The organism is Vibrio sp. Y2-5, from assembly GCF_014596725.1.
Lineage (GTDB): Bacteria > Pseudomonadota > Gammaproteobacteria > Enterobacterales > Vibrionaceae > Vibrio.
This window is the reverse complement of the sequence record NZ_JACVEG010000002.1, coordinates 57,997-84,879: the sequence shown is the minus strand read 5'-3', so window position 1 is coordinate 84,879 and position 26,883 is coordinate 57,997. Positions and strand designations below refer to the sequence as shown.

The 26,883-nt window shown below is 42.1% G+C and carries 36 protein-coding genes; 35 read left to right on the top strand and 1 reads right to left on the bottom strand.

Features of this window, described 5'->3' with window-relative positions; translation table 11 throughout:
- The first annotated feature begins 205 nt into the window (after positions 1-205).
- From HUO09_RS05550 to HUO09_RS05395, 32 genes are all read left to right on the top strand, one after another.
- On the top strand, positions 206-922 hold the full coding sequence (locus HUO09_RS05550) for a phospholipase D-like domain-containing protein (RefSeq protein WP_188233278.1): 717 nt from the start codon (positions 206-208) through the stop codon (positions 920-922).
- A 197-nt stretch (positions 923-1,119) separates the two neighbouring features.
- A complete protein-coding gene (locus HUO09_RS05545) occupies positions 1,120-1,845 on the top strand; it encodes a hypothetical protein (RefSeq protein ID WP_188233277.1) in 726 nt (241 codons plus the stop codon).
- Between the two features lie 142 nt (positions 1,846-1,987).
- Entirely contained in the window at positions 1,988-2,578 is a 591-nt protein-coding gene (locus HUO09_RS05540; RefSeq protein ID WP_188233276.1) for a hypothetical protein, read from the top strand.
- Positions 2,579-2,687: 109 nt separating this feature from the next.
- The gene (locus HUO09_RS05535) at positions 2,688-2,996 is read left to right on the top strand and encodes a hypothetical protein (RefSeq protein ID WP_188233275.1); all 309 of its coding nucleotides are present in this window, start codon (positions 2,688-2,690) and stop codon (positions 2,994-2,996) included.
- 160 nt (positions 2,997-3,156) lie between these two features.
- The gene (locus tag HUO09_RS05530; RefSeq protein ID WP_188233274.1) at positions 3,157-3,975 is read left to right on the top strand and encodes a peptidoglycan-binding protein; all 819 of its coding nucleotides are present in this window, start codon (positions 3,157-3,159) and stop codon (positions 3,973-3,975) included.
- Positions 3,972-4,139, top strand: coding sequence for a hypothetical protein (locus tag HUO09_RS05525; protein ID WP_188233273.1), 168 nt, complete (start codon positions 3,972-3,974; stop codon positions 4,137-4,139). Before HUO09_RS05530 ends, HUO09_RS05525 begins: the two co-directional genes overlap by 4 nt.
- A 586-nt stretch (positions 4,140-4,725) precedes the next feature.
- Positions 4,726-5,364: a ParB/Srx family N-terminal domain-containing protein gene (locus HUO09_RS05520; RefSeq protein WP_188233272.1), complete on the top strand. Its 639-nt coding sequence runs from the start codon at positions 4,726-4,728 to the stop codon at positions 5,362-5,364.
- A complete protein-coding gene (locus HUO09_RS05515) occupies positions 5,349-6,860 on the top strand; it encodes a ParB N-terminal domain-containing protein (protein WP_188233271.1) in 1,512 nt (503 codons plus the stop codon). Before HUO09_RS05520 ends, HUO09_RS05515 begins: the two co-directional genes overlap by 16 nt.
- Complete coding sequence (locus HUO09_RS05510; RefSeq protein ID WP_167410632.1) at positions 6,857-7,501, top strand: methyltransferase domain-containing protein; 645 nt, start codon at positions 6,857-6,859, stop codon at positions 7,499-7,501. Before HUO09_RS05515 ends, HUO09_RS05510 begins: the two co-directional genes overlap by 4 nt.
- Before the next feature lie 197 nt (positions 7,502-7,698).
- Positions 7,699-8,172, top strand: coding sequence for a hypothetical protein (locus tag HUO09_RS05505; RefSeq protein WP_188233270.1), 474 nt, complete (start codon positions 7,699-7,701; stop codon positions 8,170-8,172).
- Entirely contained in the window at positions 8,153-9,589 is a 1,437-nt protein-coding gene (locus tag HUO09_RS05500) for a phage terminase large subunit (protein ID WP_188233269.1), read from the top strand. The genes HUO09_RS05505 and HUO09_RS05500 overlap by 20 nt, the downstream gene beginning before the upstream one ends.
- A gap of 1 nt (position 9,590) precedes the next feature.
- Positions 9,591-10,661 carry a DUF1073 domain-containing protein gene (locus tag HUO09_RS05495; protein ID WP_167410629.1) on the top strand — a complete coding sequence of 357 codons (1,071 nt, stop codon included), beginning with the start codon at positions 9,591-9,593 and terminating at the stop codon, positions 10,659-10,661.
- A gap of 9 nt (positions 10,662-10,670) precedes the next feature.
- On the top strand, positions 10,671-11,159 hold the full coding sequence (locus tag HUO09_RS05490) for a hypothetical protein (RefSeq protein WP_188233268.1): 489 nt from the start codon (positions 10,671-10,673) through the stop codon (positions 11,157-11,159).
- A gap of 2 nt (positions 11,160-11,161) precedes the next feature.
- Positions 11,162-12,058, top strand: a complete 897-nt coding sequence (locus tag HUO09_RS05485; RefSeq protein WP_188233267.1) for a hypothetical protein — start codon at positions 11,162-11,164, stop codon at positions 12,056-12,058.
- A gap of 34 nt (positions 12,059-12,092) precedes the next feature.
- A complete protein-coding gene (locus HUO09_RS05480) occupies positions 12,093-12,725 on the top strand; it encodes a hypothetical protein (RefSeq protein ID WP_188233266.1) in 633 nt (210 codons plus the stop codon).
- 111 nt (positions 12,726-12,836) lie between these two features.
- A complete protein-coding gene (locus HUO09_RS05475) occupies positions 12,837-13,763 on the top strand; it encodes a hypothetical protein (protein WP_188233265.1) in 927 nt (308 codons plus the stop codon).
- A gap of 45 nt (positions 13,764-13,808) precedes the next feature.
- The gene (locus HUO09_RS05470) at positions 13,809-14,105 is read left to right on the top strand and encodes a hypothetical protein (protein ID WP_188233264.1); all 297 of its coding nucleotides are present in this window, start codon (positions 13,809-13,811) and stop codon (positions 14,103-14,105) included.
- Entirely contained in the window at positions 14,105-14,641 is a 537-nt protein-coding gene (locus tag HUO09_RS05465; protein ID WP_188233263.1) for a hypothetical protein, read from the top strand. Before HUO09_RS05470 ends, HUO09_RS05465 begins: the two co-directional genes overlap by 1 nt.
- A complete protein-coding gene (locus tag HUO09_RS05460; protein ID WP_167410622.1) occupies positions 14,634-15,044 on the top strand; it encodes a hypothetical protein in 411 nt (136 codons plus the stop codon). Before HUO09_RS05465 ends, HUO09_RS05460 begins: the two co-directional genes overlap by 8 nt.
- Entirely contained in the window at positions 15,037-16,086 is a 1,050-nt protein-coding gene (locus HUO09_RS05455; protein ID WP_188233262.1) for a hypothetical protein, read from the top strand. Before HUO09_RS05460 ends, HUO09_RS05455 begins: the two co-directional genes overlap by 8 nt.
- Positions 16,086-16,526 (top strand): hypothetical protein, encoded by a 441-nt coding sequence (locus HUO09_RS05450; RefSeq protein ID WP_188233261.1) that lies wholly within the window; start codon positions 16,086-16,088, stop codon positions 16,524-16,526. The genes HUO09_RS05455 and HUO09_RS05450 overlap by 1 nt, the downstream gene beginning before the upstream one ends.
- Entirely contained in the window at positions 16,523-16,885 is a 363-nt protein-coding gene (locus HUO09_RS05445; RefSeq protein ID WP_188233260.1) for a hypothetical protein, read from the top strand. The genes HUO09_RS05450 and HUO09_RS05445 overlap by 4 nt, the downstream gene beginning before the upstream one ends.
- Before the next feature lie 162 nt (positions 16,886-17,047).
- A complete protein-coding gene (locus HUO09_RS05440) occupies positions 17,048-18,322 on the top strand; it encodes a hypothetical protein (protein ID WP_188233259.1) in 1,275 nt (424 codons plus the stop codon).
- Between the two features lie 6 nt (positions 18,323-18,328).
- Positions 18,329-18,910, top strand: coding sequence for a hypothetical protein (locus HUO09_RS05435; protein WP_167410617.1), 582 nt, complete (start codon positions 18,329-18,331; stop codon positions 18,908-18,910).
- Positions 18,907-19,233: a hypothetical protein gene (locus tag HUO09_RS05430; protein WP_188233258.1), complete on the top strand. Its 327-nt coding sequence runs from the start codon at positions 18,907-18,909 to the stop codon at positions 19,231-19,233. Before HUO09_RS05435 ends, HUO09_RS05430 begins: the two co-directional genes overlap by 4 nt.
- Positions 19,217-19,663, top strand: coding sequence for a hypothetical protein (locus tag HUO09_RS05425; RefSeq protein ID WP_188233257.1), 447 nt, complete (start codon positions 19,217-19,219; stop codon positions 19,661-19,663). The genes HUO09_RS05430 and HUO09_RS05425 overlap by 17 nt, the downstream gene beginning before the upstream one ends.
- Positions 19,664-19,666: 3 nt before the next feature.
- Positions 19,667-20,029 carry a hypothetical protein gene (locus HUO09_RS05420; protein WP_188233256.1) on the top strand — a complete coding sequence of 121 codons (363 nt, stop codon included), beginning with the start codon at positions 19,667-19,669 and terminating at the stop codon, positions 20,027-20,029.
- Between the two features lie 2 nt (positions 20,030-20,031).
- Positions 20,032-20,346, top strand: a complete 315-nt coding sequence (locus HUO09_RS05415) for a hypothetical protein (RefSeq protein WP_188233255.1) — start codon at positions 20,032-20,034, stop codon at positions 20,344-20,346.
- Complete coding sequence (locus HUO09_RS05410) at positions 20,343-21,155, top strand: hypothetical protein (RefSeq protein ID WP_188233254.1); 813 nt, start codon at positions 20,343-20,345, stop codon at positions 21,153-21,155. Before HUO09_RS05415 ends, HUO09_RS05410 begins: the two co-directional genes overlap by 4 nt.
- Positions 21,156-21,161: 6 nt before the next feature.
- Complete coding sequence (locus HUO09_RS05405; RefSeq protein ID WP_188233253.1) at positions 21,162-21,785, top strand: hypothetical protein; 624 nt, start codon at positions 21,162-21,164, stop codon at positions 21,783-21,785.
- Positions 21,782-22,123, top strand: coding sequence for a hypothetical protein (locus HUO09_RS05400; RefSeq protein WP_167410610.1), 342 nt, complete (start codon positions 21,782-21,784; stop codon positions 22,121-22,123). Before HUO09_RS05405 ends, HUO09_RS05400 begins: the two co-directional genes overlap by 4 nt.
- A 2-nt stretch (positions 22,124-22,125) precedes the next feature.
- Positions 22,126-22,866 (top strand): immunoglobulin domain-containing protein, encoded by a 741-nt coding sequence (locus tag HUO09_RS05395; RefSeq protein WP_188233252.1) that lies wholly within the window; start codon positions 22,126-22,128, stop codon positions 22,864-22,866.
- On the opposite strand, the gene HUO09_RS05390 is transcribed toward HUO09_RS05395, so the two are convergent.
- Positions 22,867-23,397 (bottom strand): hypothetical protein, encoded by a 531-nt coding sequence (locus HUO09_RS05390; RefSeq protein ID WP_188233251.1) that lies wholly within the window; start codon positions 23,395-23,397, stop codon positions 22,867-22,869.
- Positions 23,398-24,056: 659 nt separating this feature from the next.
- Here HUO09_RS05390 and thrS point away from each other — a divergent pair.
- The 3 genes from thrS (at position 24,057) to rpmI (ending at position 26,852) form a co-directional block, all read left to right on the top strand.
- A complete protein-coding gene (gene thrS / locus HUO09_RS05385; RefSeq protein ID WP_188233250.1) occupies positions 24,057-25,985 on the top strand; it encodes a threonine--tRNA ligase in 1,929 nt (642 codons plus the stop codon).
- Positions 25,986-25,988: 3 nt separating this feature from the next.
- Positions 25,989-26,540: a translation initiation factor IF-3 gene (infC, locus tag HUO09_RS05380; protein WP_167410682.1), complete on the top strand. Its 552-nt coding sequence runs from the start codon at positions 25,989-25,991 to the stop codon at positions 26,538-26,540.
- A 117-nt stretch (positions 26,541-26,657) separates the two neighbouring features.
- Entirely contained in the window at positions 26,658-26,852 is a 195-nt protein-coding gene (rpmI, locus tag HUO09_RS05375; protein WP_167410606.1) for a 50S ribosomal protein L35, read from the top strand.
- The last annotated feature ends 31 nt before the right edge of the window (positions 26,853-26,883 follow it).

Below are 26,883 nucleotides of genomic sequence, written 5' to 3'. Positions count from 1 at the left end.
GATTGGTGTGGTGTAATTTGGCCGCGATTATACGGGACTATGGCAATTGATAAAGAAGTTCCTCCCATGTATATGGGAGCACGGTATAAAAAACGCCTCAAATTGAACTGTCCAGTTCCAATGAGTCGCGGTGGTTACGTTGTTGTGTTCAAGTTTGGTGGTGTTTGCAGCCACTTAGCTTATCGTTAGAAACCAAGGGAGCTAGATGTATAATCTTAATGAATTTCAATTAAAAAATACTGGTGTTTGGCCTGGGCACAACATTGATGACAATAGTGTAGTAGGTGAAAACGGAGTTTCAGTTTACTTCAGAAACTTGGAAGAAAAACTAATCAGACATATCAACGAAGCCAATTCTGTATTTGGTGCTGTTGCTTGGATGACCAGTTCCCCGATTCTAGAAGCAATGTCTAAAAAAGAACATGTTCAAGTTATTGTCCAGAAAGAAGAATTTCTTAAGCCTGATCCAAAAGGCACAGAAAACTTTAATAAGAACAAACTGCGAGAACAATATTCAAGATTGAAGTGTTCAATTTACCGAGGAGAGTTTGAATACTGGTTGTTAGGTATGACGTCAATGGGTAAAGATGAGCATTTAGACCCAGTTCGTTGTGTCGGTGGTTTTAATAAGTATAAAAAGCCAGCCTTTCCAAGGATGCACAATAAGTTTTTAGTATTTGCTAATGTGGAGGTCGTCTCTGATTGTGGCTATCCAGTCAATGTTATTGAGCCTTATGCCGTGTGGACTGGGTCGTTTAATTTTTCTTTTAATGCTACTAATTCTCTGGAGAATGCTCTCTACATTACAGATAAAACGATTGTCGATGCTTACTTTAGAGAATATACACAAATAGCAGCAATATCTGAAAAACTTGATTGGACTAAAGACTGGATGTCACCAGAGTGGCATCTGGGGGTGTAGGGTTCTAACAAACAATTTAAGAGTGATTCCCCATGCTTGGCATTTTTGGGTTGGGTTTAGTTCAGTGTTTACCGCGTCCAAATTGAGTGTTGTGGTTGAGTGGCTCACACCTTGATTGGGCGTTATATGCTCCAGTGAAACAAGCAAAATGAGGTTGTAAATTGAATAGAATCTATCGGTGGGCAATTCGGAGTATTTTGTCTAAACCTGCACCAGAAAGAGTTCCGAGAACAGGTGAAAAAGCGGCAGAAGTAGACTGCTTTGTCATGTATATCAAAGCGAAAGATAACTCTTGGAATATTCTCGCTGAGGGTATGGATAACACAGGAATAAAAGGGCGTCAATGGAGTGACGAGGGTTACACTGAAAAGTCACATGTAGCCTTTGAAGATGTTGATAAAGCTAACATAGAAATTACCCACTTTTATAAAACTTATGATATTCAATATTTTAGTTTACATGATTACCTTTTAAAAGGTGTTCTTCCATACTATCAAGTTAAAATACATTTCAATAAAGCTGCGCAAGTTTTCTATAATAGAAAGGAATTAAGTCGTTCAGAACGAATGGCAGCTTTACAGTTGATACTTGAAAAAACTATTGATGACAGAGATTTTTGTATAACTGTTTCTGGGTTATTGAGCCTGTTACATACTCAGCGTTGGTATTATCACCCTGATCGCGAGCGGAACAAAAATTACAATGAGTTGCTCTTGGAGTCGCTAGTAGCAAGTGGTGATCTTGAAAAAGACAAAGGTATTTATCGTTTGTCTAACCACGCATTGATTTCACTGTCACAACATGAACAAGAAGATAGAAAACATAAGGAAACCTTACGTCAATCAAAAGCAATGACTAAGCTGACTTTTGCACTAATATTCGTTGGACTTATCCAAGCTTATATTTCCTTTAGTAATGGTTAATCACGCACATAACAAACTGTTTAAGAGGGATTCGCAACGCGTGGCATTTTCACCATGCGTTCATTTTAGTGGTTAAGGTGGTCAGCGGAAACATCGTATTGCGTTACGCATCACTTAAGCGGGTTTAGCATTCAGAGGTATTATGACAATTTTAGATGTAAAAAATTTAGCAGCAGCTCTTCAGTCTTTTGCTTTAGTTATCGCAATTGTGATCGGCGGCGGATGGGCGTTATTCCAGTTTTTTTCTATACGCAGTATTGAAAAGGCAAAAGCTGAATTAATGAAGCTTCAGCATGAAACGAATGTTCATGGGATCATTGAAGTCTCAATGCAAACAAAGTATTTATCAGCTTACGACAATCTGGTTGTTATAAAAGTGTCTCTTAAGAACATAGGTGTTAATCCAGAATGTATTGATCTCAAACGCTCTCAAGTTGTTTTAGCTCCAGTTGGTGACGGAAATATGGATGAAAAATCAGTTAAGGGTGAGATCACCGCTGTCCATCAGGGAGTTGACCAAGTAACTAGTTTTATTATAGTCAATCCAGGGGAAGAGAAAGTAATAAATTATTTGGCTTCGGGCGTAATCCATTCATTATATTTAGTACAAGCAATGTTTTCAGGCTCAATATCAGAGAGAGATTATCAAACCAATATAGCTACTCAAAATGGACTTAAAGCTGATGTAGTTACTTGGGGAGGGATGGAGTACATCGAAGCTCCGAAATGCTAACAAACAGTGTAAGACTAATTCTCAGTGAATGGCATTCTCAGTTCAAGGTTGGGCTTTGTGTTTAAGTTTCTATAATTAGTCTTAAGAGTAAATTACTGGCATCAACGCTATGAATGAATCAGACTGGAAAGTATTCTGTAAGATAAAACAAGTTGCTATTGAAAAATACAGCGAGAAACAGTTAATAAGCATCAGTGATATTTTGTCTGGTGATATCATTAGCTCAAGTGAACGGCTTCATACGATTGCTCAGTTAACTAAATTGGCTGAGAAACAAATAGCGTCAATATTCGATAGCCATTCTCGTAATAGTGCTCTATTGCAATTGATGTTAATGAGACGAGAAAAGTTGGTTGAGCCAGATTTGCTCTCACAATTGTCTGACGAATTGATTAGTGACACTGTACCTCCAAAGTAACCACCTAAATCACAAGGCTATTGACCATCGGACACTTTTAGTCCACTATTCCCCACGCTAGCCGTTCTTATATAGAGCGGCTTTTTTGTGCCTGATTTTCGGCATTTCCTCCTATATACATCTCTTTTCTGAATATTACCTAAATTAAATGGTCCACAAAATGAATATTGAAGTGTCTCAAGTAGCCTTAGCTACTCGAGTTAACGCCTCTTTGTTTGATGGTTGCATACGCGCCTCTCAACAAAGGGGCGTTTCTCGTTATATGGCAGTATGGTTACTGCTGAAATCTATGGGGGAGCGAATCCCTGTTAGCTATCTAGCCTATACACTGGCGACGGTGTACCACGAAACAGGTTACAACATGCAACCTGTTAGCGAGATAGGCAAAGGAGAGGGATACGATTACGGCATCCCAGATGAAGCTACAGGACAAACGTATTACGGTCGTGGTGATGTTCAGGTTACATGGAAACGAAACTATGAACGTTTGAGTTCTCAGCTTTTCAACTTGGGAACACTATGTAGAGGTATCGATTTAGTCACTTACCCCGATCGCTTACTCATTCCCGCTTATTCTGCACAGGCTGCGATCATCGGTATGAAAAGCGGTTTGTTTACTGGAAAACAGTATTCGGATTATTTAGATCAGGAAGATCCAGATTATGTGGGCGCGAGACAAATCATTAATGGTCGAGATAAAGCTGAAGTGATCGCTGGCTACGCTAAAGAGTTTGAACGAGCAGTTAAACTCGCCTTTGGCGGCTTTATCAATCGGGCAACACTTTCCCAAAGCTCTCGCGGTGCTGATGTTCGAGAGCTGCAACTCAATTTAAACCAACAACCTGACGGCATCTTTGGCTTGAAAACTCGAGATGCCGTTATTGCATTTCAAGACAAAAACGAGTTGGAGCCTGACGGTGTAGTTGGCCGTAACACATGGAAGCAAATCGAAGATGAATTTTACTGGGGGCTAAGATGAAAGCGTTATTGCTTATTTGTGTTGTGCTCTTTAGTGGCTGCACATCGGTGGCTTACGTTGAAAATGGGGCTAATGGCAGTGAATGCGAGAATACCGTTAGCATCAATGAAACAGGGCTTAAGGCTGTGAGTATTTGTAAAGGGGATAACCAATCAAAAGAATGAAAAAATCAATTTATATCTTAGTGCTGGTGGCTATCACTTTTGTTGGCTGCACTAATTACCATATTGAGCAAAATAGTCGAAATGGCACTACCTCTTGTGATGATAAAGATTCCAAAGGTGTGGTGCTGAATGTTTGCAATATTAAGAAGTAAGAGAAACCCATCGTTCGGTGGGTTTTGTCTAAGGTGTAAACGAAAGCGCAAATTTGATTTTTGTGTTTTGGTTTAAATCTGTAGAAAGTGGGCGACTGATAGATGTGGAGCGCCTAACAGCCACCGTCCCATACGCCCGTAATGGGGTAGCTTTCAGCCCACTGCTCTCGTTTAGTAAGAGAAGCACTGGAAATTCTAGTTAGTCATCAGCTGTCAAACTAAGACAAAAACCGAACAAATCAGAAAATCTGAAAAAGCGTACAAATAATTATTTTTGTGTGCTTTTGCTTAAGTCTATGAAAAGTGGGCGACTGAAAGATGTTGTAGCATCTAACAGCCACCGTCCCACACACAAGGTCATGGGATAGATCAAAGCCCACTGCGCCTCTGCAGAGATGCGGTGGAAATTCTAGGTACTCACTAGGAATCAAACCATGACGATAATCGGAAAAAGTAAAAAATCGGAAAAAGCGCACGAATATATTCTCAAACCAATTAACGAGTTAGTCGAAAACGAGAATAATCCCAATATCCACAGTGCCAAAAACATCGAAGAATTATCTAAATCAATTACAGAATGGGGATTTACCAATCCAATCTTGATTGATGAAGAAAATGAGATTGTTGCTGGTCATGGGCGTTGGGAAGCAGCAAAGCTTCTTAATATCGAAATGGTGCCGTGTATTGTGCTCAAAGGATTAACCAAAACACAGAAACGTGCCTATGTCATTGCTGATAACGCACTGCCATATGGCTCAGTGTGGGATGACGAACTTCTAAAATCAGAAATTGATGCGTTAGAGGTGGAAGGTTTCGATTTAGAGTTGGTTGGTATCGATTATCTCAGTTTGGATGATTTTGCCCCTGGCTCATTATCGGATGGTCACGTTGGTGATCCAGATGGTGATGTTGAAAAATCAGGTACCAAATTGCAGATAGGGGAATACTCGGTAAAAATCCCTCGAGAGATTTACTTGCAATGGCACGATGACATTCGCGGTGAAGTGGGATTTGAAAAATCAGATGTGATTGATGAAATTACAAAGAGGCTAGGGCTATGCTTAGACTTGTAAACATCGATGACATTGAGCCATCAACGTATAACCCACGTAAAGCCGATCCACGTAGGCTTGAGATTCTAGAATTATCGATTCGTAAACTTGGTTTCGTGCTTCCACTGTTTTGCTCTCAAAATGGTGAAATTCTTTCGGGACACCAAAGACATCATGTATCAAAAATAATGGGGATCGATAAGATCCCCGTTGTCTATACGGGTCCTATGGACTTAGCCGACAGGAAAGCCATCAACATTGCGTTTAACCGTGGTACCAACGATTTAAGGCCGGAAGATACACCGGATAACATTACCGATGCGTTATCGAGAGTGGATTTGGTTCAGCTCAGTCAGGGTATCAATGATAAAAGTGGTAAAGCGTTATATCGCTGCATGCACACAACCAAAGAATCTGTATCTGAGTTGGTGAAGATTAATCGTGGCCACTGGATTAACTATTCCAGAAACATGGCTCGTTTACTTCACGGTAAAGGAATCGATATGCCTTTAGTGTGCACACCGGATAAGCGAGTGGTTAACGGAATAGGTCGATTACAGTATTTTGCTGAGAAAGGCTTTGAGCACATCGATGTGGTTTATATCAATGAAGCAGAGGCCAAACTCAGCGATGCCATGTTGAACCTGCTGAGTATGGATTTTGATATTCATAGCCGGTACGAAGAATTGCTTCGCTACAACTCGTTTCGTCGTGCTCGTCGTCAGCGCTCTGAATTAGGGCAAGGTTTTGTTTTTGCGGTTGCGCCGAATGCACGTTCTAAAGAATTCGATATCCTCGAACCGAAAAACAGCAAAAAGTGGAAATTGCAACACGGTACTTCTGTGGTTGATTTCGGAGCTGGGCATTTAACAGAAACCAATTTACTTCGTTCTGTCGGTGTATCAGTCAGCCCATTTGAGCCATTTCGTTTGGGTGAGAATGACACTATCAATATCCAAGAGAGTATTGAGATAGCCAAAGCGTTTATTCACGATATCAAATCAAGAAAAAGCTATACCTCGATATTCATTAGTTCGGTGCTCAATAGTGTGCCCTTTGAACGAGACCGACAACACATCGCTTGTTTATGTGCTGCGCTGTGTAGTGAGAAAACAAGGTTATACGCTTGCGCGGTTTCGGTTGATTGTACCAGCTATCGATTTGTTGAAGGTGCTGATGGATTAGGTCAGAGAGAGTCCAAATACGCCACCTTCAAACTGGATTACGAAAGCGGTATTACGATTGGTGATTTCAAAGAAAAGCCCAAAGTGCAGAAATACCATTCACCGAGTGAGTTCTACGCCTTATTTAAGCGCTATTTCGATATCGTGAAAGTCGACAACAAACTCAACAACGTTCGAGCTATATGCGCTAAACCTAATCGCGTTCATATTTTGCGAGATTTAAAAGCGGCGATTGAGTTTGAGTTTAATCTTCCGTATCCGGATGGCTCTCGTATGGAGCTGGTGGATGAAGCTCTAGAAGCTTACCGTCATCGTTTGGGGGTATCACTATGATTATCCCTGATGAATGGACTTTCAAAGATGAGCAGATAGCTAAGAGCTTTGATAACCACGTAAGAGAGCAGCTTCCTTGGTATAACATCGCAACCAGCATGACCGTACACTTCATTCGTAACTACTTACCACAAGATGGGGTACTAGTGGATTTGGGGTGTGCGATTGGCAACATGACTTACAGTGCTAGAGAAGTTCTTGAGTTAAGAAAAGCACAGGTCATCAATATCGATAATTCCGTCGAAATGAAAAAACAGTTTATCGGTGTTGGGGAGTTAACTGTAGAAGATATCGAAAATTTCAAAATTCCACGTTTTGACGTTTGCGTCCTGTTCCTGAGCTTAATGTTTGTTAAACCCAGCTATAGAGAAACACTCATTATTGAATTAATGAAAAACGTCAACAAAGGTGGCTGCGTTCTCATCATGGACAAAGTGGAATCATCAATAGGTTATGCGGGCACCGTGATTAACCGGATGAGCCTACATAACAAACTGGCCGCTGGTTGTGATGCTGCAGAAATTCTCAAAAAGGAATTGTCGCTTTCAGGGGTACAACGACCAATAAAACAAGAATTGCTGAATTCGTTTCAAAAGTGGTTTCAGATAGGTGATTTTTGCGGCTATTTGTTTGAAGGGTAGTAACTCAAACCGTTAATGAAAGAACAAAACAAGCAATATTGGAAATAATCGAAAATAGAGAAAATCGCTTTTCAGTCTCTTTTAACAGAGGGATTGTGGCGATTTTTTTTATTTTCATTTCGCACATTTTGCTCAGGTACAGGAAGTTGAAGTGCGAATTTCGTTTTAACTAAAACATCCATTTTGGAGAATTTAGAGTGTCCAGAGCATGTAAGAGAACAAGGGCACGAGATAAACAATTTTTTGAAGCGTTAGAAAATGACTCAACGATTGGCGAGGCTGCAAAAAATGCGGGATATTCTCGTCGTTCTATTTATGACTATGCAGCACAAGACCCAACGTTTGCTCAACGTTTAGAAGATGCCAAGTTAGATATTGTTGAGCGATTAGAAAAGGAAGCTGATAGACGCGCACTAAAAGGTGTCCCTGACTACAAATCATTAAAGGGACCAGATGGCAAAAACAAGATTGTTCAAATTCGCCGGTATTCCGATTTGCTATTACAGTTTCGACTTAAAGCCTTAGCTCCAGACAAATATCGAGATAACTACAAACTACCAGAATTGTCGGAAGACTTTGATGATCTCTCTATAGAATATATTGCCAAAGACCTCGGCGATACGTTACGAGCATTCAAGGAGGTTACTGACGATGACCTCGACACCGAATGACGTTCTTCAGCTCATTAGTCGTATCGATGATATTGACGAGTTTGTTAGCGATATAAAGAAACGACACAGTGTTAAGGAAGCAAGACACATTCAGCGAATGATTCGAGCTTTCGCTAAAAAAATGCTGTTAGTGACAAAAGAAAAATTCAGTGTTCCTCCGCTTTACAGAAAACTGTTTGGAGATGCAGCCGCTAAGTACATCGTTTTAAAAGGTGGTCGAGGTTCGGGGAAAACCTTCGCGATCATCTGTTACATGCTGGAGCAGTCATTTGATGAGAAATACCGCGACTCACTATTTTTAATATTGCGTGAAATCCAGAACTCAATTGAAGATTCGGTGTATTCGGTCGTTGTCGATTTGGTTAAACAGGCGGGACTCGAAGCATATTTTAAAATCACCAATAACAAGGTGATAAACAAACTGACTAATGTTGAATTTGCTTTTACTGGGTTACGAGCGACAGGGGGCAAAACTGCTTTTAGTCAGGTCAACAAAATCAAAGGTAAGCACAAAGTACGCATGGTGTTTATGGATGAGGCTCAAGATGCCTCTGAAGATTCGCTTAACGTGCTATTTCCAACGGTTAACCGTTCAGGGCAGGTTTCCTTTACTGCGGAATATGAGCGACTGCTGAGGCTTGCCTTTGGCGAAGACGATGTAGACGTGACCGAAGCGCGATTCTTCTTTGCAATGAATCCTAACTTTGCTGAAGACCCGATTATCACCAAAGTGCGCACTTTTGGTGAAAACGCTCGAATTGAGCATATCAACATTTTCGACTTACCAGCTCGCTATCAAGATCCGCAATTACTTGCTCAGGCAAAAGCGGAAATGGGTGAGGTGTATTACGACCACGTATGGCTAGGTAAACCTTCACCTAAAATATCGGGTTATCCGTTTATGGAAACACCTGTCGTTCAGGCGGACGATGGTGATGAGTCTCCTCCATGTACAGCATTTCTTGATGTGTCCTATAAGGGAGGTGATTTCACCTCCCTTTCTTTTGTGACTCAGGTTAGAGGGTATGTGTTTGCTTGGGGACGTTGCTGGCATCAAGCGTGGAACCATGTGGTTGAAGAAATCGTCGATGAGCTAAACAAGCATTCTTGGATGGAATTCTACTATGAGGACAACGGGGTAGGCTCGGCACCACAGGACTATTTCGCCGTTCACGGAGTGGATGCAATTCCCAGAACTACATTAGGCGATAAACACGATCGCATATTTCGGGTTGGTGCTTATTTAAACCTAATGCGATTAAGGTTTGTGAGTACTTGGTGCTGCCAAACATGGTTAAGCCACACATTGAAATTCAATAAAGAATCGGAATATGACGATGCTCCCGACTCATTAACCAATGCAGCGATTCGAGCCGGTATTGTTTCCGATAAAATGAAAATAAGGGGTAGACGTTGATATGGGCCTGTATGACGAGCCGAAAGACAAAGCCGGTGACTCTTCCTCGTCACCAGATAAAAAACAGGATTTTGAAGCTTATTACAAATACCTAAGAGCTAAAGACCCAAGAACGCTGCCGCTGATCACTGAGTTTGACCCGTTTTCATTAGCACGAGAACGTTATGTGGAAATCGCGATACGGGAGCTTTACTCGCGGATCATGTACATCACATTAGATAGTGTTGCGGTACCCGATGAAATAGGGCTCTCAGATTTTGCCAAAACAATATACGACACCCATTCACCAGAACTACTTCGTGGCCTGATGTACTACATCATTGATTCGATGGCGGACGAGTCAAAGGTTGTATTGCGTAAGCGTCCATTTGAAAAGCGCAAGAATGCGTTTTTCTTTGAAGAGAGGACCCATTCACTATCGACAGAAAATGAAAATAAGTTGGATTTGGTGACATTGAACTTTGAAGAGTTCCAGCGAACTGAATTGCTCGAAGCCTATTTTTCTATGGTATTCGATGCGATTGCCGGCGCGGCTAAGTTAATTCGCATCGGTGGCGCCTTAGTGTTCAAAATCGACAAATTGAATGAGCTTATTTCTGACCGTGAAGTACTGCTTGCCATTGAGACTCAGGTAAAGCAGGTAAACATCGCGTTGAAGGAAAGTCGAGGGGCGTACATCGATGCTCAATCATCAATAGAGATGCCTAAGGTTGATATGAAGCCAACCAAAGAGCAGTTGGAATATGCCTACTCGCTTATCTGTAACGCTACAGGTCGACCCATGTCGTTTATAAATGGTCAGATGGCTGGTTCACTTAATTCAACGGGAGACGGTGACCGTAAGATTAACCGACAAGCTTCTGTGCGTGACTTTAATGAAATCCTACGAGGTATTTTTGAATCGGTGTTTGGTTGTGACTTTCAACTTAAACCTGATATCGAGCAACTGCCCGAACTCGCTGATTTTCTTAATTCACTCGAAATGTCTTCAATTTTTGATGAAAGCGAAAAGAGAAAGATTGTTGAAACAGTTTTACCAATCGCTGAGTTGGGGATTGTTCGAAAATCGTAAGGGGGTGACATGTATTTGTTCCCTTACAAGATGGCTGAAAACCTGCTCGATTGGTTTGGGATTAACTTTGAACGCATATACAACGAACAAGGAGGGATGCGACGAGAGCAATTAAAGCTCATCAATAAATACGCAATTCTAACTGGGGCGAAATCGAACGCCTACAAGACCATTCAACGCTTAGAGAAATCAAGCAACAGAGCCAATATCAATTTCACGGCAAATATCCAAAACACCATCACCGGCACACTCAGTAGCGAGATTGTTCAAAACCTTGCGAATTCTGAGAACGCCGCAGAAATCACCATCGAATGGCAACCTTCTTCTGCAGAAGAGGAGCGCGCTACACACGCACTGCATTACGGACAACGTATGACCATAAAACAAGCTGAAAGATTAGGGCTTGGGGTTGAGTACAACTGTCAGTGCGGAATGAAAATCATCGCTGGGCAAAAACATGCACAGCAAATCATCAAAAAAATTAATAGAGGGAAATAGGCATGAATCCTACCTTACTCGCGTTATTGCAATTATTGGCTGGTGGACAGTCTCAACAACAAAACCCGATGTTAGAACTACTTGGTGGCAACCAGCAGCCTGATTTATCGCAATTGTTAGTGTCGGCGTTAAGTGGGGCTACAGGGCAAGCTCAAAACACATTGAGTCCTCAATTGCTTGCTCTGCTATCAGGGAATCAACCACAGCAGTTTCAACAGAATGGTCTCAACTCTCAGTTATTGCAGCTTGTAACGGCTGGGCAGGCTCCGAAGAAAGAGGAGTTCGACTCATCAAAATTGATGGAGCTTTTGCAGAAAGCTACGGGGAAAACGCAGGAGAAAACCTTAGAAGATCAGCTTGCTGATTTGCTCAACGGTAAGAAAAAGGAGATTGATGAAGACGATATCCTTTCCCGTTTACAGAAACGGTTTGAGCAGAATAACCAACAAGTTGACTCAGAAGCGGATTTAACAGAAGCCATTGAGTTTGGACTGACGTTTGACAAGTTTGTCCAAGCGAACGATGACATGTTCCCGAGTTGGTTCAACGTGTCAGAAATCAAAGAGGACGTAGATAAATGGGCGAAAACGCCTAGTGAACGTTCTCAAGGTCTCGCTGCTGCCACCGTTCGGGCTTTTTTCAAGAATTCTGAAATGCTCGACCTATTGGAAGAGCGTGACCGCAATACGGTGAAAGATAAGATCATCAAAGAGGGCGTTAAGTCTCATGAAATCGATCGCAAGCAGGCTTGGCCGTTAATCGAACGCGCTATTTTCAATAAGAACAAACTCTCTGAGATGGGGAGTCCTGCACCTACTGGTAAAGAAGAAAAGGCGATTGAAGAGTACGGTTCGATTTTTGAAATCGGCCAGCAGGCCAATAACGTAGAACCTGCATAAAACGTAAATCAATAAACAAAAGAAGGAGAGTGTAATGGCTCGTGAAATTCCGTTAGGTTCCACTCGTTATGCGGGTAATAGTGATGTTGTACTGCCTTGTGTGTATGAGGGAATACTCGTTGCTGGTGTTGCGGTTTCGTCGGTTGCGGTTAGTGGTGAACAGCCCAAAGTTGCCCTATTTAATGGTGAGGCATTTGCTGGGTTCGCTGTACATGACTTATGCAGCATTCGCAAAGTGACCGGTATTATTGAACAAGGTAAAGGTATTTGTTTACGTACAAAAGAAGGTGAAACGTTGAGTGCTGGCAATGGTTTCGCGGTTGATAACGCTACAGGTGAAGTGGTGGCTATTGGTACTGATGCTTCCACCATCATCATGGGAAAAATCGATGAAGTGGGTGTGATTGGTTTAGATGAAAACTGCGAAACGGTGGAAAACTGCATTTTGGTAACCGCATATGGCGGTACTGCACCTGCTGGTTCTGAAGGTACAGGCGTTACCAGTGTTAATGGTAAAGCAGGTGATGTGACTTTGACGGCCGCTGAACTTGGTGCAACAGAAGAAGCGCCAGAAGATGGAAGTCCTTATAACCGTCAAGATGCGGGTTGGGTTGCAGCTACGGGAGCGGCTGCGCCAACACCTGAATCAGTAAAAGCCAAAAAATAACTGATACCAAAATTCACATTCTACAGAGTGTGGCCACATTAAAACTGAAACTAAAAGGGCTATGCCAGGATAACCGGCTAGCCCTTTTTGATACCTGAAGGAAATTAAAATATGGCAACGAATGTTGTATGTAAAAGTAAGGTGGAGCGCCGTTATAACACCAAAATTATGGGAAGCAACAAGCGTACATATGTCCCATATACCGCAAATTTGGCTGCGAATGACAATAACTACTCAGACGGTAAGTTACAGCAATCTACGGTAATTCATATTAACTACGATGTTTCGGGTAAGTTTCCGAATGATAAGTTTGCTGAAGCATTAACACCGGCAACGACAGAGCTTGCACAAGCGCACGCGAAAGAAATTGAATTTTCTTACCATCGTCAACCAACTCATGTCGAGTTTCGTTTATCAAGTATGCAGAACGTGAACGACGTAAACATCAACGCAGGTATTTTGAACCGCTTATTGATGCAGTACGACTACGAGCACTTCCACGGTAAGCATGGCAACAGTGGCATGATGCAAAACAAAAATTCTGTGGAATACGATTCTACTGTCGTAGTTATATCTGATATCAGCTCTGTACTAGCGGTTGTTAATGCGCTTTATGAAGAGCAGACAACATTGCTTGGTACGGGGGAAGCAGATCATGTAAACATGACTTTAAGCTACACATCAGATATTGCCGCGATTATGCGTAAACCGATCACATCCTCTGGTGGTGATGTGGTGACAGGTAAGGCGGCGGTAGCCCGAGCTTATGAAAACCTCAAAATGGTTGAGGTACCTTCTATTCTTGGTACCGAATCTCATATTTCGTTAACTTTCCGCCCATCGGTGAATAACCACCATGGCTCTATCCCTGGCATCTACTCCAAAGAAGATGGTTCACATGGTTTAACTCAAAAGAACCTTTTCACTTACGAAAGCGCTGCTAATGAACTCGAATCGAAAGGTGCATACTGTTTCCAGAAAACAGAAACAGCGGCGTCTAAAGCATTAAAAGCAAAAGCTCAGACAAAGAAAAAATAAGAACGGTTAGGGAGCGATTCGCTCCCTTTGTTTTAAGGAGTTTTTATGATTTCAGAAGATGCACAAAACCATATCGATACCATCCTGCGTCAGTCCGGCTCTGATTCGATGACTCAGGATGAGATTGATTTTGCCAATGCAATTAATGCTAACCCTGAGAGTGAATGTGACTACTACAAGTTTACTCAAAACGTGTTAGTTGAACGGGTCTCTGTTGATAGTAATCAGAAATACACTTTAGTGCGCTTGAAGAAGCTTGCTGAAGCTGCCGATTGTTCTCTATCCGATAAGGAACCCGCAGTTCGCCCTGCGCGAATTCTCGTTATTGGCGGAGGTATCTGATGTTTACGCTCGATATCGATCTGGACTTCACGGATTTAGAAAAGGAAGTGCAAGCGTTCAATTCTCATCATATTCGTATCGGTATCTTGGATAAAAATATAACAGCCAGAAAAGCCGATCGTGAGAAGCCACTTAAGTCATTTCGGAAGAAGCAAGCTTCTAGCGTGAAAACTGACAATAAAGGAAAGACAACACTGAAGTTGTCGAAGTTGGCTGAGTTCATGGATGCTCGATATGGTGTTTTTTCTAAAGCTGAGAGCCATTTTATGAATCAGGATGTGATTCGGGTTACTAATGCGTTAATAAAAACCTTTGGTGTGAGCAGCCCAACGTTACAGATGATTAACCGTATCGAGAGTGGTGCCCGGGCATTAATAAGAAATCCGATTATGCGTAAAGATTTTGGTAGTAATTCTGTAGCAACGATTGATGGCTGGACAACGCCTAGTGGGCATCATTTTAGAGGTAAGGGTTTTGACTGGCCGATGATTGATACCGGTACATTCTTCAACTCAATAAAGGCCAAATATGTTTAGACCGGAATTACATCGTGAGATCACCAATATCTTTGGTATGCAGGCTGTGGATTGGGCTGGAGCCATGCATGAAGGTAGCAATGTGGTTTATGTCGAATACCTGAATGTGCGGGAGCAATATTTCTCTGAATCCCATATTCGTTTCTTTGGAACTATCCGATTGTCACTCGATGCTGTTGGTAGAGATAAGCCTGTTTTTGGGGTGCTCGGTTATAAGTTTGACCGCTATATCAAACGTAGTGGGCCAAGCAAGACACTTGAAGCCATCAATACTGTTGCTGAATCTGATTGGCGTTCTCAGGGAGTACTTTCAGTGTCTAAAGATTTCAATTTTGCGTGTGAAATTGAACACGATAAAACACGCGAAAAAATCAAAAAATTTAGGTGGATTGATTATGAGTAACACACTTGTCTTTGACTATGCGGTCAGTATCGAGGAAGCGCAAACCGCATCAAAAGTTGACTATAGCTTTCTCAATAAATGTCTTGTTTTGGTAAATGGTAAGTTTGGAGGTACCCCAACCAAAGTTGCTAAAAAACAGGTGTTGAAAACCGTTAAAAAGGAAACTAAGCAGTTGGGTAAAACGGTGGTGCGTGAATTTACTGATCCGACCCAATTTAAAGTCGTGCCAGTGTATGACTCAAGTAGCTTTGAAGCTTACACCGATAATGCTCATGTATCGTTTTTCATGGCCGGTGGATTAAATACTGTCTACCTGTTGATGTTGGCTACTCAAGTCGACCCAGAAGATGATGTCGCTGTTGATTTTGACCCAACTGATTATTTTACCCTGTGTTTCTCTGAAGATTATGCACTGGATGATGCCATTAAAATCGACTTTGAAAACTTTTCGGGTATCAAAGCTTACTCTGCCAGTGACAAATCCAAAGCAGAAGAACTGAGTCAGACGGATACGGTGTTTTATGATGATAAAGGCAGCTATTCGGGATGCTATGAGCAATTTGGTCGCTTTCTATCTCAGGTTTACTGGCGTAACAATCAGTATTACGTGTTGGACAGTGCTAACCCTGCCTCTACCGTATCCACTGTCGGGGAAGCGGATGATCTCTTTAACAAACGTATATCGTTCTATCTTAATGGCTCAGATGGTCCAACACTGGGCTTTTTCGGCAATGCGGGTCATGCCATTACCAAAGCCTATTTAAATCGCTTGATCCGTCTAGAAACTCAAGAAGCGATCACTTCATACATTCAAACTAACGAGCCTAATGATACTGCTGTGCAGCGTGTGAACATTGAAGAGGCAGCAATGGCTATTATCAGCAAATATGAACATTACCCCTATTTCTATCTCGATAGTGATAAAGACAACTACATCAATATCGTTAAGAGTTCCGATATGTATTACGTCGATGGTGAAGCAGAAGTAAAAGTTGCGGATCCTATTTGGCGAGCGCAAATTTCAGTACGGGAGGCACAATAATGACAACCAGTTCATTCAACATTGGTGAGATGGAAACCACCGTTAACTATGATGGTGTGGAGTACGGCTATATGTCAGTACTGGAATTAGGCCGTAACAATCCTAAGGTTGTGCAAATGTTCTGTGACCCGAATGGTTATGGTGATGGTGAATTGGTTTCCAGTGGCTTAACACAACCGATAGAGATTAATGTCAAACTGAGAAATGTCAGCAAAGAACATTTGGAACTGTACACCAAGATTTTCTTAGCGGAAGCTCGCTTTGATTACACTTCTTACAATAAGAAGAATGGACGTACATTAACGACTAAGCAAAGCATTATTAAAGCGGATCCCCGCAATGGTACTGCCAATGAATCGGAATCGACGCTAGACGTTAATTTGGTTATTCAGACCGCTCCTCGTAATTTCAAAGATGAATTTAAAGCGGTGGCCGCATGATCACTCAGTTCAAAGGTGCTCGTGCTTGGAATGCGTATATGGCTTATGTCGGTTTCGTTTTTCATCTGTATAAAGCTCGCACAATGCGATTGAAAAACTTCATTACGACAGATGAATGCAATGAATATTTTCGAGAGGTAGACAATGATATTCGGCGCAATATTCTCATTGAGTTGATGAGTGTCCAACGCATCGATCATTACGACATGATGGCTTTATTAGCTGTTCACCAAAATAAACATGGAATGGCGATTGATTCCTCTACCATCGATAACTATGGCCTTAGTGACTTAGCCGACATGGTGTTGGAAACCCTACTGCGTTGCGCTCAAGAGAAAGATGCAGGTCTTTTTTTTTAAATCCAGAAGAACTCAATGAGCTGTCCCAATACCGAATTGTAGGGGATGGGTTTGCCGCTGATCTTGTCGAGAAAAATCCCGATATTGATGGCACTTCTCTCATTGCCCTCGTCCTACACAAAGCTTATCGCCAAATTAAACAAGAGGAGGCTATGGCTAACAATGGCTAGTTCAGAGTTTATCCTCGCTCCGCGTATCGATGAGCGGAAAATGCGTGAAGAATCCAAGAAAATGGAATTGTCGTTACAGCGTAGCGCTCGGCAAGCGGCTGAAGATTTTGAGTATTGGTTTGGCAAAGGCTTTGAACGTGGAGCAGAAAGAGGCGCGACAAAAGTCAAAACTAAGCTGAAAAACTTGCAAGGCTTTTTGATGATCACTGGTGCAAATCTGGCGTCCAATGCGGTGATGGCGGCTGCAAGTGCAGCAAAAGAGATCGCGACCAAAGTGTTTGACGGTGCAGAAGAATACGCTCAAGTCGCACGAGAGCGGTTGAATGATATGGCTGATTTAAATGATAACGCTGATGCATTAGGCATTAACCGAGGGCGCTATGCAGCGTTGAGCGCCGTTGGTATCTCTGCGCGATTAGATCAATCCGATATTCGCGGAATATTGTCAGGTTTCGTCGGTGCGTTAGAGCGACCAGAGATGGCACTCTATAAGGATTCTGCTGAGAAAAATGGTATCGAAAACTCTTTCTTAGATTTTGTTGGCACCATGGCAAAAATGAAACCGGAAACGACGGCTCAATACATGAACCAAGTCTTTGGTGATGAAGATGCCTTGCTAGCTTCGCGTTTTATGAAGCCGTTTAAACAAATTATCGCGAATGAAGGGGTTCTCTCTTTTCAAAATATTATGGACACAATGTTCGGAGGGAAAGTCAGAACAAACGATCTTGATACGGCCTTAAATCAAGGTGCCAATAGCGCTGCTATTTTAGCTCGTGGTGATGGTGATGCTTTCCAGAAAAAAATCATTGATGGTATTTCCCAAGTGCAAGCGAAAAGCGTTGTTGAAGCGGATGCTTCAGAGGCTAGTAGGATACAAGCACATTTGGAAGTATTGGATTTGAAAGTGAAAGGCAAACTGCTTGCTGATAAAGCGGAAATCAAAACCGTTCAGATCGAGCAACAAGTCATGAAAGGGGCGGTTTCTTATTTCCATGGTGCAGGGGATAAATGGAAAGCCTTGAAGGCCGCAGGTAGTCAACCGATTAACTCGTTAGAAAACTGGCAAAACTTTATGGGCAAACTGTGGGTGTGGGGCGTTCATAACCCGGTAACAGCGACTACAGGGAGAAATGGAATACAGTTGTTGAGTGATTATACCGACCGTCATGGTCGAGAAATGAATAGTGCGTTGGTTCAGTATGTTGAAGAGCATGCAGAGAAGAACAAAAACCGCGCTGATGTCGGTCCTAACGCAATGAAGTGAGGATATATGATCACAGAAAACGCGCCTCCGATTTTTCTGTTTTACATGGATGAAACTCTGTCCGAAGCGGAACGAAAAGAACTGTTAGAGCTGAATGCTAAAGCGAAGCTAGAACCTGCAGAGCTTGAACGTATCGATACGTTAACTAACCAATATTACGATTTACGTTCTACAACACCGATACCTGTCCCTGTTGTTGGTGAGCTGATTGGCATGATCCCCGAAGGGTATAAACAAAGCATGGTGAAAAGTATCGATATGGCTGGTGGTGTCCCCGTATTAAAAGGCAATGTGAATACCGCGACTGTGACTCTTAAAAGCAGCAGTAATGATTTCATTAATGCCATGATGGGGATTGCTAGTTGGTTTTTTGCTAAAGATGATGCGTTGCCGCGTGTGTGCTTTTTTAGTCCAGAAATGGTGATTATAGGCGGTACGTTACTCAATATGACACGAGCCAATAAAGCAGACTCTACGGAGCAGGTGCTTACTTTGGAAATGCAAAAAGGTGATAAATCGATATTAGGGGATAATTCTAATACTCAAACACCTACCAATATTCCTAAAACGGTTGAGGTAGTGAAATGAGTGAAAATTTGGTTCTGATGGGGCTAACTACGGAAGATTTTGATTGGTATGAAGTGGGAGAAGTCGATTCATTTTCCGCTCGAGGCATTCCTCAGATAGTCAATGAACTGGCCATCAATAATGAGAGTATTACGGTCGCCGTAATCAGTGACGAGGTGGTTCCTGACTTTGGCACAATCAAAGTCGCTCTCTGGTTCCGAAGTACCTACCTACCAGTTTACGAAAATGGCGATTTTTACGTTAAATCTGATGGCCAATATGCCACAGTTAAACGCAGTGATGGTTATGCGCTTCTGGGGATCCGAAATGAGAGTTCGAGCTAACACTAAGCGGGGCTATCTGTTCTCTGTTGAGTACTGGGAACGCCAGCATCTATACACATCAAACCTACCTCAATTAATTCCCACTATTCTTGGATACTCCTTTGCAAAGTACAGCGAAGTTCCTGAGCAAATGATAGAAGGTACTGCTTTCCTAGGTGCTACGCCTACCAGAACAAGGGCTATTAACAGTGCAGAGGATTTTCTCGAAGAACTTGGTCTAACCTATGACATTTATTCTGATGAGTTTGTTTGTGTTGAAGATATTCACCAGCGAGCAAACCGTAAGATCATGGTTACAGGGCAATATCGATTTGTCACAAATCACCTACCACAGTTGCACTACCCATATGGAGATGGGCGAATTATCGAAATTGATGGCGAGTTTGATTTAACCACGGGCACTTTTAAAGGTGCCCTTTCTTTTGGGTGAATTATGAAGTTACTACAAGCTCGGATCCGCAACGCACAAATTGAAGTAGAACTGGATGATGAAATTTATAGACCTGGTGATGTGGTAAACATTTGCGCGGGACAAGAAGATAGCGATGGTTTTTTACTGATGGGGCAAGACTTCTCGGTTTATCTCACCAATACACAGCTTGATGCCCAAATCACTATCAATAAAGCGATTGGTATCGCGCAGCAAGCTATTTCAATAGCGGGTAAGAATGTCGTCACACAAGTCTCTGGCGGCTCTGGTTCTCCAGCTGTGGGTAAGGTTGAAGTGTTGGCCGCTGATGAAAAGTCAGCATTGGAGCAACTAAAACAAGATCTTGAACAATTGAAATTGAGGTAACGATGGGCTCACTTACTGGGTTTTTAGGTAAAGCCAGAAGCGTTGCAAGGTTTGAAAATGAATTTCAGACACAGCAAGGCTCTCTCTATTTTGCTCCGCAACTGGGTTTTGATTTTTCGTATTGGCAAATGGCAGGAGTTGATTTTAATGCTTCCGCATTCAACACATGGATCATTAGCGAATCTGTCAAACGCTCAATCATTATGCTTAACAGTTCAGTATTCGTTGACGGTTTTATTTTGAAGTTGGACTACACAGTTGCTGGTATTCAAGGAACACAATCAATCACAAATAACTATGGTGGCGTAATACGATGAAATGGGATCCAGAACTCGGGGTTATTCCCGAAAGTTTCGCTACACATATGGGGCGCTATTACAGCGCCTTTGTTAATTCTAGACCGGAGTATAACGCAGTCGCATACAACCAGTTCGTGGCGAGCGATGAATACAGGGTCTTTTATCCATCTGTACAAATTGACATGTATATCGATAACCTGATGGCTGAAACATTCTTAATTCTGTCTGAATTTATCAGCGTTACCAATTTACGAATATCAAACCCCACAACTACCCCCAATGCGTTAATTGCAGGATTGCTCGAACGCTTTGGTTTTCGTTCGTCAGTAAAACAGATGACTGTAGAAAATGCAGGGAAAATGCATGTGGCCATCGATTACACACCAGATGCTGATTTGAATTATCAGATAGCCAATTACTTTGAGAAAACGGCCGTAGTCGGCAGTACCTATATGGTCGGCGATATTGAGCAAGACATTGTTCTCGAAAAAGGAGGTATTGAGACTTATCGATGGGTAGCTGCAACTGAGCAAGCGATGCGTTTTCGTATTCGAATCAAACGTTCTCGCAATTCAACGGCTGTCGAAGATACTCCAGAAAGCATCGTGAGTTTGTTTTTAGCTAATTTCGAGGTTTTTTATTGGGTAGGTATGGATGTCGAGCCTGAGCGATATTTTGAGATTGTTCGGGATGCTCCTTATGCGGCTGAAATTATCACCGAATACTCTCTAGATGGCGGGGATTCATGGCAAAGCAATCCGTATATTTCTCCTTATAACATGAAGTTTGTGCCTGAACTTGATGTTTCCAATGTGATTTTTGAGTAACCGCTTATGACGCAATTATTTCGAAATGATGAAATGAGTTCGCTGTTTTACTCGATTGCCTTGTCAGCAAAGCAAGAGTCTCTGATTAAAGAAATGGTCAAAATGAATCAAGAAGTGATTGGTTCAAAAGTGTTTGGTTATGTGCTGTATGACAACGGTACATTCCCCGTTATGACAAACATTGACCGAGATTTTTTTGCTGAAAATTACATGGCTATATTGGAAGCCATGGCGTGTGCCGGTGTTTATGACTCATATACCTTTTTAATTGAACAAGTATTAGGTGATGGCGTAGCGATTGAATATCAAACACCAAGTCCAAGGCATCTTGTGATTAATATAGCCAACATAGACAAAACCTCTCTCAAGTTAACGACAACATCAGGTCTATGGTTGGTGAGTTCGGCTGGTCTCGGTATTATAGCCACGCAATCCAATTCTGAGTTCACCATTAACCAACTGCTCAAAGTGCTCCATATTCTGGCTAACCCATCTGGTACCTATCTCGATGTACGTTTTGGTGATACGACCTACATGCTCGAAACCAAAGATAACCAATGGCTAACGACTAACAATGCAGAAGGCATTGTTGCAACTAGTGAGATTCCCGTAAGTAAGGAAATACGATGACATTAGAACGAATTGAACAGCTAGAAAAATCGGTGACGAGTCTTTCAAGAGACTTATCAATTATTAAGCAATTGTTAGATAAAAATTCCAGAGCTGAGCCGACAGGTGCTGTTGCTATTGCTGATTTACCCGCAGCTTCTGCAGAAGAACTAGCAGAAAATCCACAATTGATTTTTGAACACGCCACTGGGACCAAACGAGGTTATTTATCACAGCTCTTTGAACAGTTAGATGCGACGGATATTCCAGCGGCTGTAAACAGTGCGGATGAGGGCTCTGGGTTTGGTGGCTTTCGTTATACAGCCGAAGGTTCAGCATTAAATTTATTTACGAGTTAATTATGGCTTTATATCTAAATGAACAGGAAATACTTGCTTTAACTCTTGATGGGACGGAAATCGAAACTGTCACTTTGGATGGCGTAGTTGTCGCACGAAAGCCATCTATCACGACCCAACCGGTTGGCGGTTCTATCTCTGAAGGTGACAGCCATAATTTGTCGATTGAAGTTGATGGGCTCGGGTCAACGCTTAGCTATCAGTGGTATGAAGATGGTGTGGCTATTTCTGGGGCAACAGATAGTTCGTATGTTTTTACTTCTGGAGTCGCTAATGAATACACATTTAAATGCAAGGTGAGTGGGTTTGGTGGTTATGTGGAAAGTGACAGTGTCAATGTCACTGTAGAAGCAAATGGTAGCAGGCATACATTAACGGTAGGCCATAAGACGGCCACTCTCTATGATATTTGGGGGTTCTTAGATGAAGAAACTATTGGTGACTTTCAGCCTCGCAACACGGATCTTGGTGATAGCTGTACCTATCTTGGTGTTACGGTCTATATAGATGATTCCCAATTCGGTGGTCTTACATTTACAGGCTCTTATAAATCAGGCCAAGTCATAATTGATATTGAGGGACTCGACACTATCAACTGTGAAACTTCAACTAATGATGATGTTTTTGGAGTGGGAAGTTATGGCTGCTTATTTGACTCAACAACCTCCGCGAATTTATTGGCGTTGTTGAGTACCAGTTCAGGTTCGACACTGTCGGTGAATATTCAATTTTCACCTAATTAACTATTGATTTGTAGCTTCCTTGAGTATGTAAAATAGCTCCTGTTCTTGAATCGTTCGTTCTAATTCGTAGTCAAATGAGGCTCTCGCTGAGGCGTCAAGACTAGCAACGGTATCAGTGCCAACCGTGGCGGCAGCATATAACGCTCTACAAATATGAGAAAAGCGAGTGGTTTTTCTCATTTTTACATAGACATTAAATATAGCGTTTCTATTCAAGGTCATAATGTCGTTAGACATCAACGCCTCAATCATATTGATATATAGCTTTTCAGGTATATGTTGTTTGGTGATACCGATATTTCGAAGAGATGCCCAGCTAGCGAAGTTGATGAAGATTTTTTTGTACGGGGTGAAATTGGAGAAGATTCGGAGAAAAGATTCGAAGCCAAGCACGTTAAGAACCTCTATGGGGTTGAGAGCTAAATTGTACTCATGGGCTAATCTCGAGTATGTAAAAGTATCAACCAGTGTTTTCCATTCATTATTTCTAGGGTGAGTTGTGTGTATTTGGTTCAGAGTGACGTCATACATGTTACTACCTATATCCATATTGTCTTTTGTGTCAATAATAAGGAAAAACGGCTATGTGTTTGTGTTGTTTAGGTTAAATATCAAGCAGAAAGCAGATCATAGGTTTCATCATTGATAACAACGCGGGAAATGTCATTCAATGCATAGTGAGCTTTTGATGGTGTGAATGTTGGGCTAATAAAAAGGGTTTCTCTGAGCGTGAAGTTCTTGTCCGATGGCTCATTTTTATATCTCTTATTTTGGTACGTCGATTTGGTACAAGTGTGGGACATTGAATACTTCTGACCTTAAGAACTCCAGCCGACAATGTTAGATGTCGGTAAAAGCTCGGGCGTCGAAATGATATTTGGTATCAAATATCGAGTTGCCGGTTTCTCGAGTAAAGGCATTTTGGTATCAGTTTGTAGTGGTATATCTATATAGAGGGGCAAGTTTTGGTATCAAAAGACTTTTAATAGTTGTCATTTTGTTTGATAGAAATCACGAAAGGCTGTACTCTATGCCGTCTTGAACTTTTTGGTATGTATGTTTTGATTTGTACCAAAGCTGTACCAAATCCGGTTCTTGAAAGATGAAAGCTTAATTAACTTATTGTTTTTTAAGGCTATAAAAAATTTATATGTGTTGCTTGGTGTGCAACACCACTGTAAGGACAATTCATGCCTATTATTACTCTTCCTGACGGTAGCCAACGTCAATTTGATAACCCAATTTCTACAATGGATGTCGCTCTATCTATCGGTCCTGGTCTTGCTAAAGCAACGATTGCTGGTCGCGTTGATGGCGTTCGTGTTGATGCTTGTGATTTGATTGAAAACGATGCAAGCCTTGAAATCATCACGGTTAAAGACGAAGTTGATGGCTTAGAAATTGTTCGTCACTCTTGTGCGCACTTACTTGGTCATGCTCTTAAGCAGCTATACCCAGAAGCAAAAATGGCCATTGGTCCTACGATCGATAGCGGCTTCTATTACGACATCGATGTTGAACAACCTCTATCTCAAGAAGATTTAGAGAAGATCGAAGCTCGTATGCAAGAGTTGGCGAAAACCAAATATCAAGTTATTAAAAAGAACGTAAGCTGGCAGGAAGCTCGCGATACTTTTGAATCTCGTCAAGAACCATACAAAATGGAAATCTTGGATGAGAACGTATCTCGCGATGATCGTCCTGGTCTTTACCACCATGAAGAATACATCGACATGTGTCGTGGTCCACACGTACCACACATGGGTTTCTGTCAACACTTCAAACTGTTGAACGTTGCAGGCGCATACTGGCGCGGTAACAGCGACAACAAGATGCTACAACGTATCTACGGTACTGCTTTCCACGATAAGAAAGCACTTAAGGCTCACCTAACTCGCCTTGAAGAAGCAGCGAAGCGTGACCACCGTAAACTGGGTAAGCAGCTTGACCTGTTCCACATGCAGCAAGAAGCACCGGGTATGGTGTTCTGGCACCACAATGGTTGGTCAGTATTCCGTGATCTAGAAGTATTCATTCGTCAAAAACTGACTGAATACGATTATCAAGAAGTGAAAGGTCCACTCATGATGGATCGCGTTCTTTGGGAACGTTCTGGTCACTGGGACAAATATGCAGACGCAATGTTCACAACGTCTTCTGAGAACCGTGAATACGCGATTAAACCAATGAACTGTCCTGGTCACGTTCAAATCTTTAACCAAGGTTTGAAATCATACCGTGATCTGCCATTACGTATGGCTGAGTTCGGTTCATGTCACCGTAACGAACCATCAGGTTCTCTACACGGTATTATGCGTGTTCGTGGCTTCACTCAGGATGATGCTCACATCTTCTGTACTGAAGACCAAATTCAGCAAGAAGTAACATCTTGCATTAAGATGGTATATGACACATATACTACTTTCGGCTTCGATAACATTGCAGTAAAACTTTCTACACGTCCTGAACAGCGTGTAGGTAGCGATGAAATCTGGGATCGCTCCGAAGAAGCACTGAAACTTTCACTTGAAGCGATGGGCATTGCTTATGAGATTCAAGAAGGTGAAGGCGCGTTCTACGGACCGAAAATTGAGTTCACGTTACACGACTGCCTAGATCGCGCGTGGCAGTGTGGTACTGTTCAGCTTGATTTCAACCTACCAGCTCGCCTTGGTGCGACCTATGTAGGTGAAAATAACGAGCGTTTAGTACCTGTAATGATTCACCGTGCTATTTTAGGTTCTCTTGAGCGCTTCATCGGTATTCTGATTGAAGAGTATGCTGGTTTCTTCCCAACTTGGTTGGCACCAGAACAGGCAGTTGTCATGAATATTACTGACAAACAAGCTGATTACGCTCAAGAAGTAGCTCAAAAGCTACAAAAAAGTGGTATTAGAGCAAAAGCGGACTTGAGAAATGAGAAGATTGGCTTTAAAATCCGCGAACACACTTTGAAGCGTGTACCGTATATGCTTGTTTGTGGCGACCAAGAAATGGAAGCTGGCGAAATTGCAGTACGTACTCGTAAGGGCAAAGACCTAGGCAAATTTAAGTTGGATGACTTTATTTCATACATCCACGCCGAAGTTGAAAGCCGTAAGCTTAATCTGGAGGAATAAACTATTAAAGGCGGAAGACGTGGCCAAGTTCCGGCCAAACAAAACCAGCACCGTTTAAACGGTGAAATTCGTGGCGTTCGTGAAGTTCGTTTAACAGGCGCCGATGGTGAATCAGTTGGCGTTGTGTCAATCCAAGAAGCACTAGCTGCAGCCGAAGAAGCTGGTATGGATCTCGTAGAGATCAGCCCTAACGCCGAGCCACCAGTTTGTCGTGTGATGGACTATGGCAAGTTCCTCTTCGAGAAGAGTAAAGCTGCGAAAGAGCAGAAGAAGAAGCAAAAACAGATCCAGATTAAGGAAGTAAAATTCCGTCCTGGGACTGATATCGGAGACTATCAGGTAAAACTACGCAACCTGACTGGTTTCCTTGAAGAAGGCAACAAAGTGAAGGTAACAATTCGCTTCCGTGGCCGAGAAATGGCTCACCAAGAGATCGGTGTTGACGTTCTGAATCGTTTGAAAGAGGACACTGCAGAACTTGCTGTAGTTGAATCATTCCCGACGAGAATCGAAGGTCGCCAGATGATCATGGTGCTTGCCCCTAAGAAGAAGTAATTAACGGCTTACAAGTAATTGAACCTAGCCGCGTCCCTTTGAATAAAAGGTCATGGCTGGGTTTTATTCGCCCTAATTACGTGTTTATTAAACTACTACAATGCGGAGTTATTCATCATGCCTAAGATGAAAACCAACAAAGGTGCTGCTAAGCGTTTCAAGAAAACTGCTGGTGGTATTAAGTACAAGCACGCTACTAAACGTCACATTCTGACTAAGCGTACTACTAAGAACAAGCGTCAACTACGTCCTAACTCAATCCTTCCAAAATGTGAAGTGGCTGCAGTTATCCGTATGTTGCCATACGCTTAATTCTTTTTAGTTTATTTATCGTTTAGTTTAG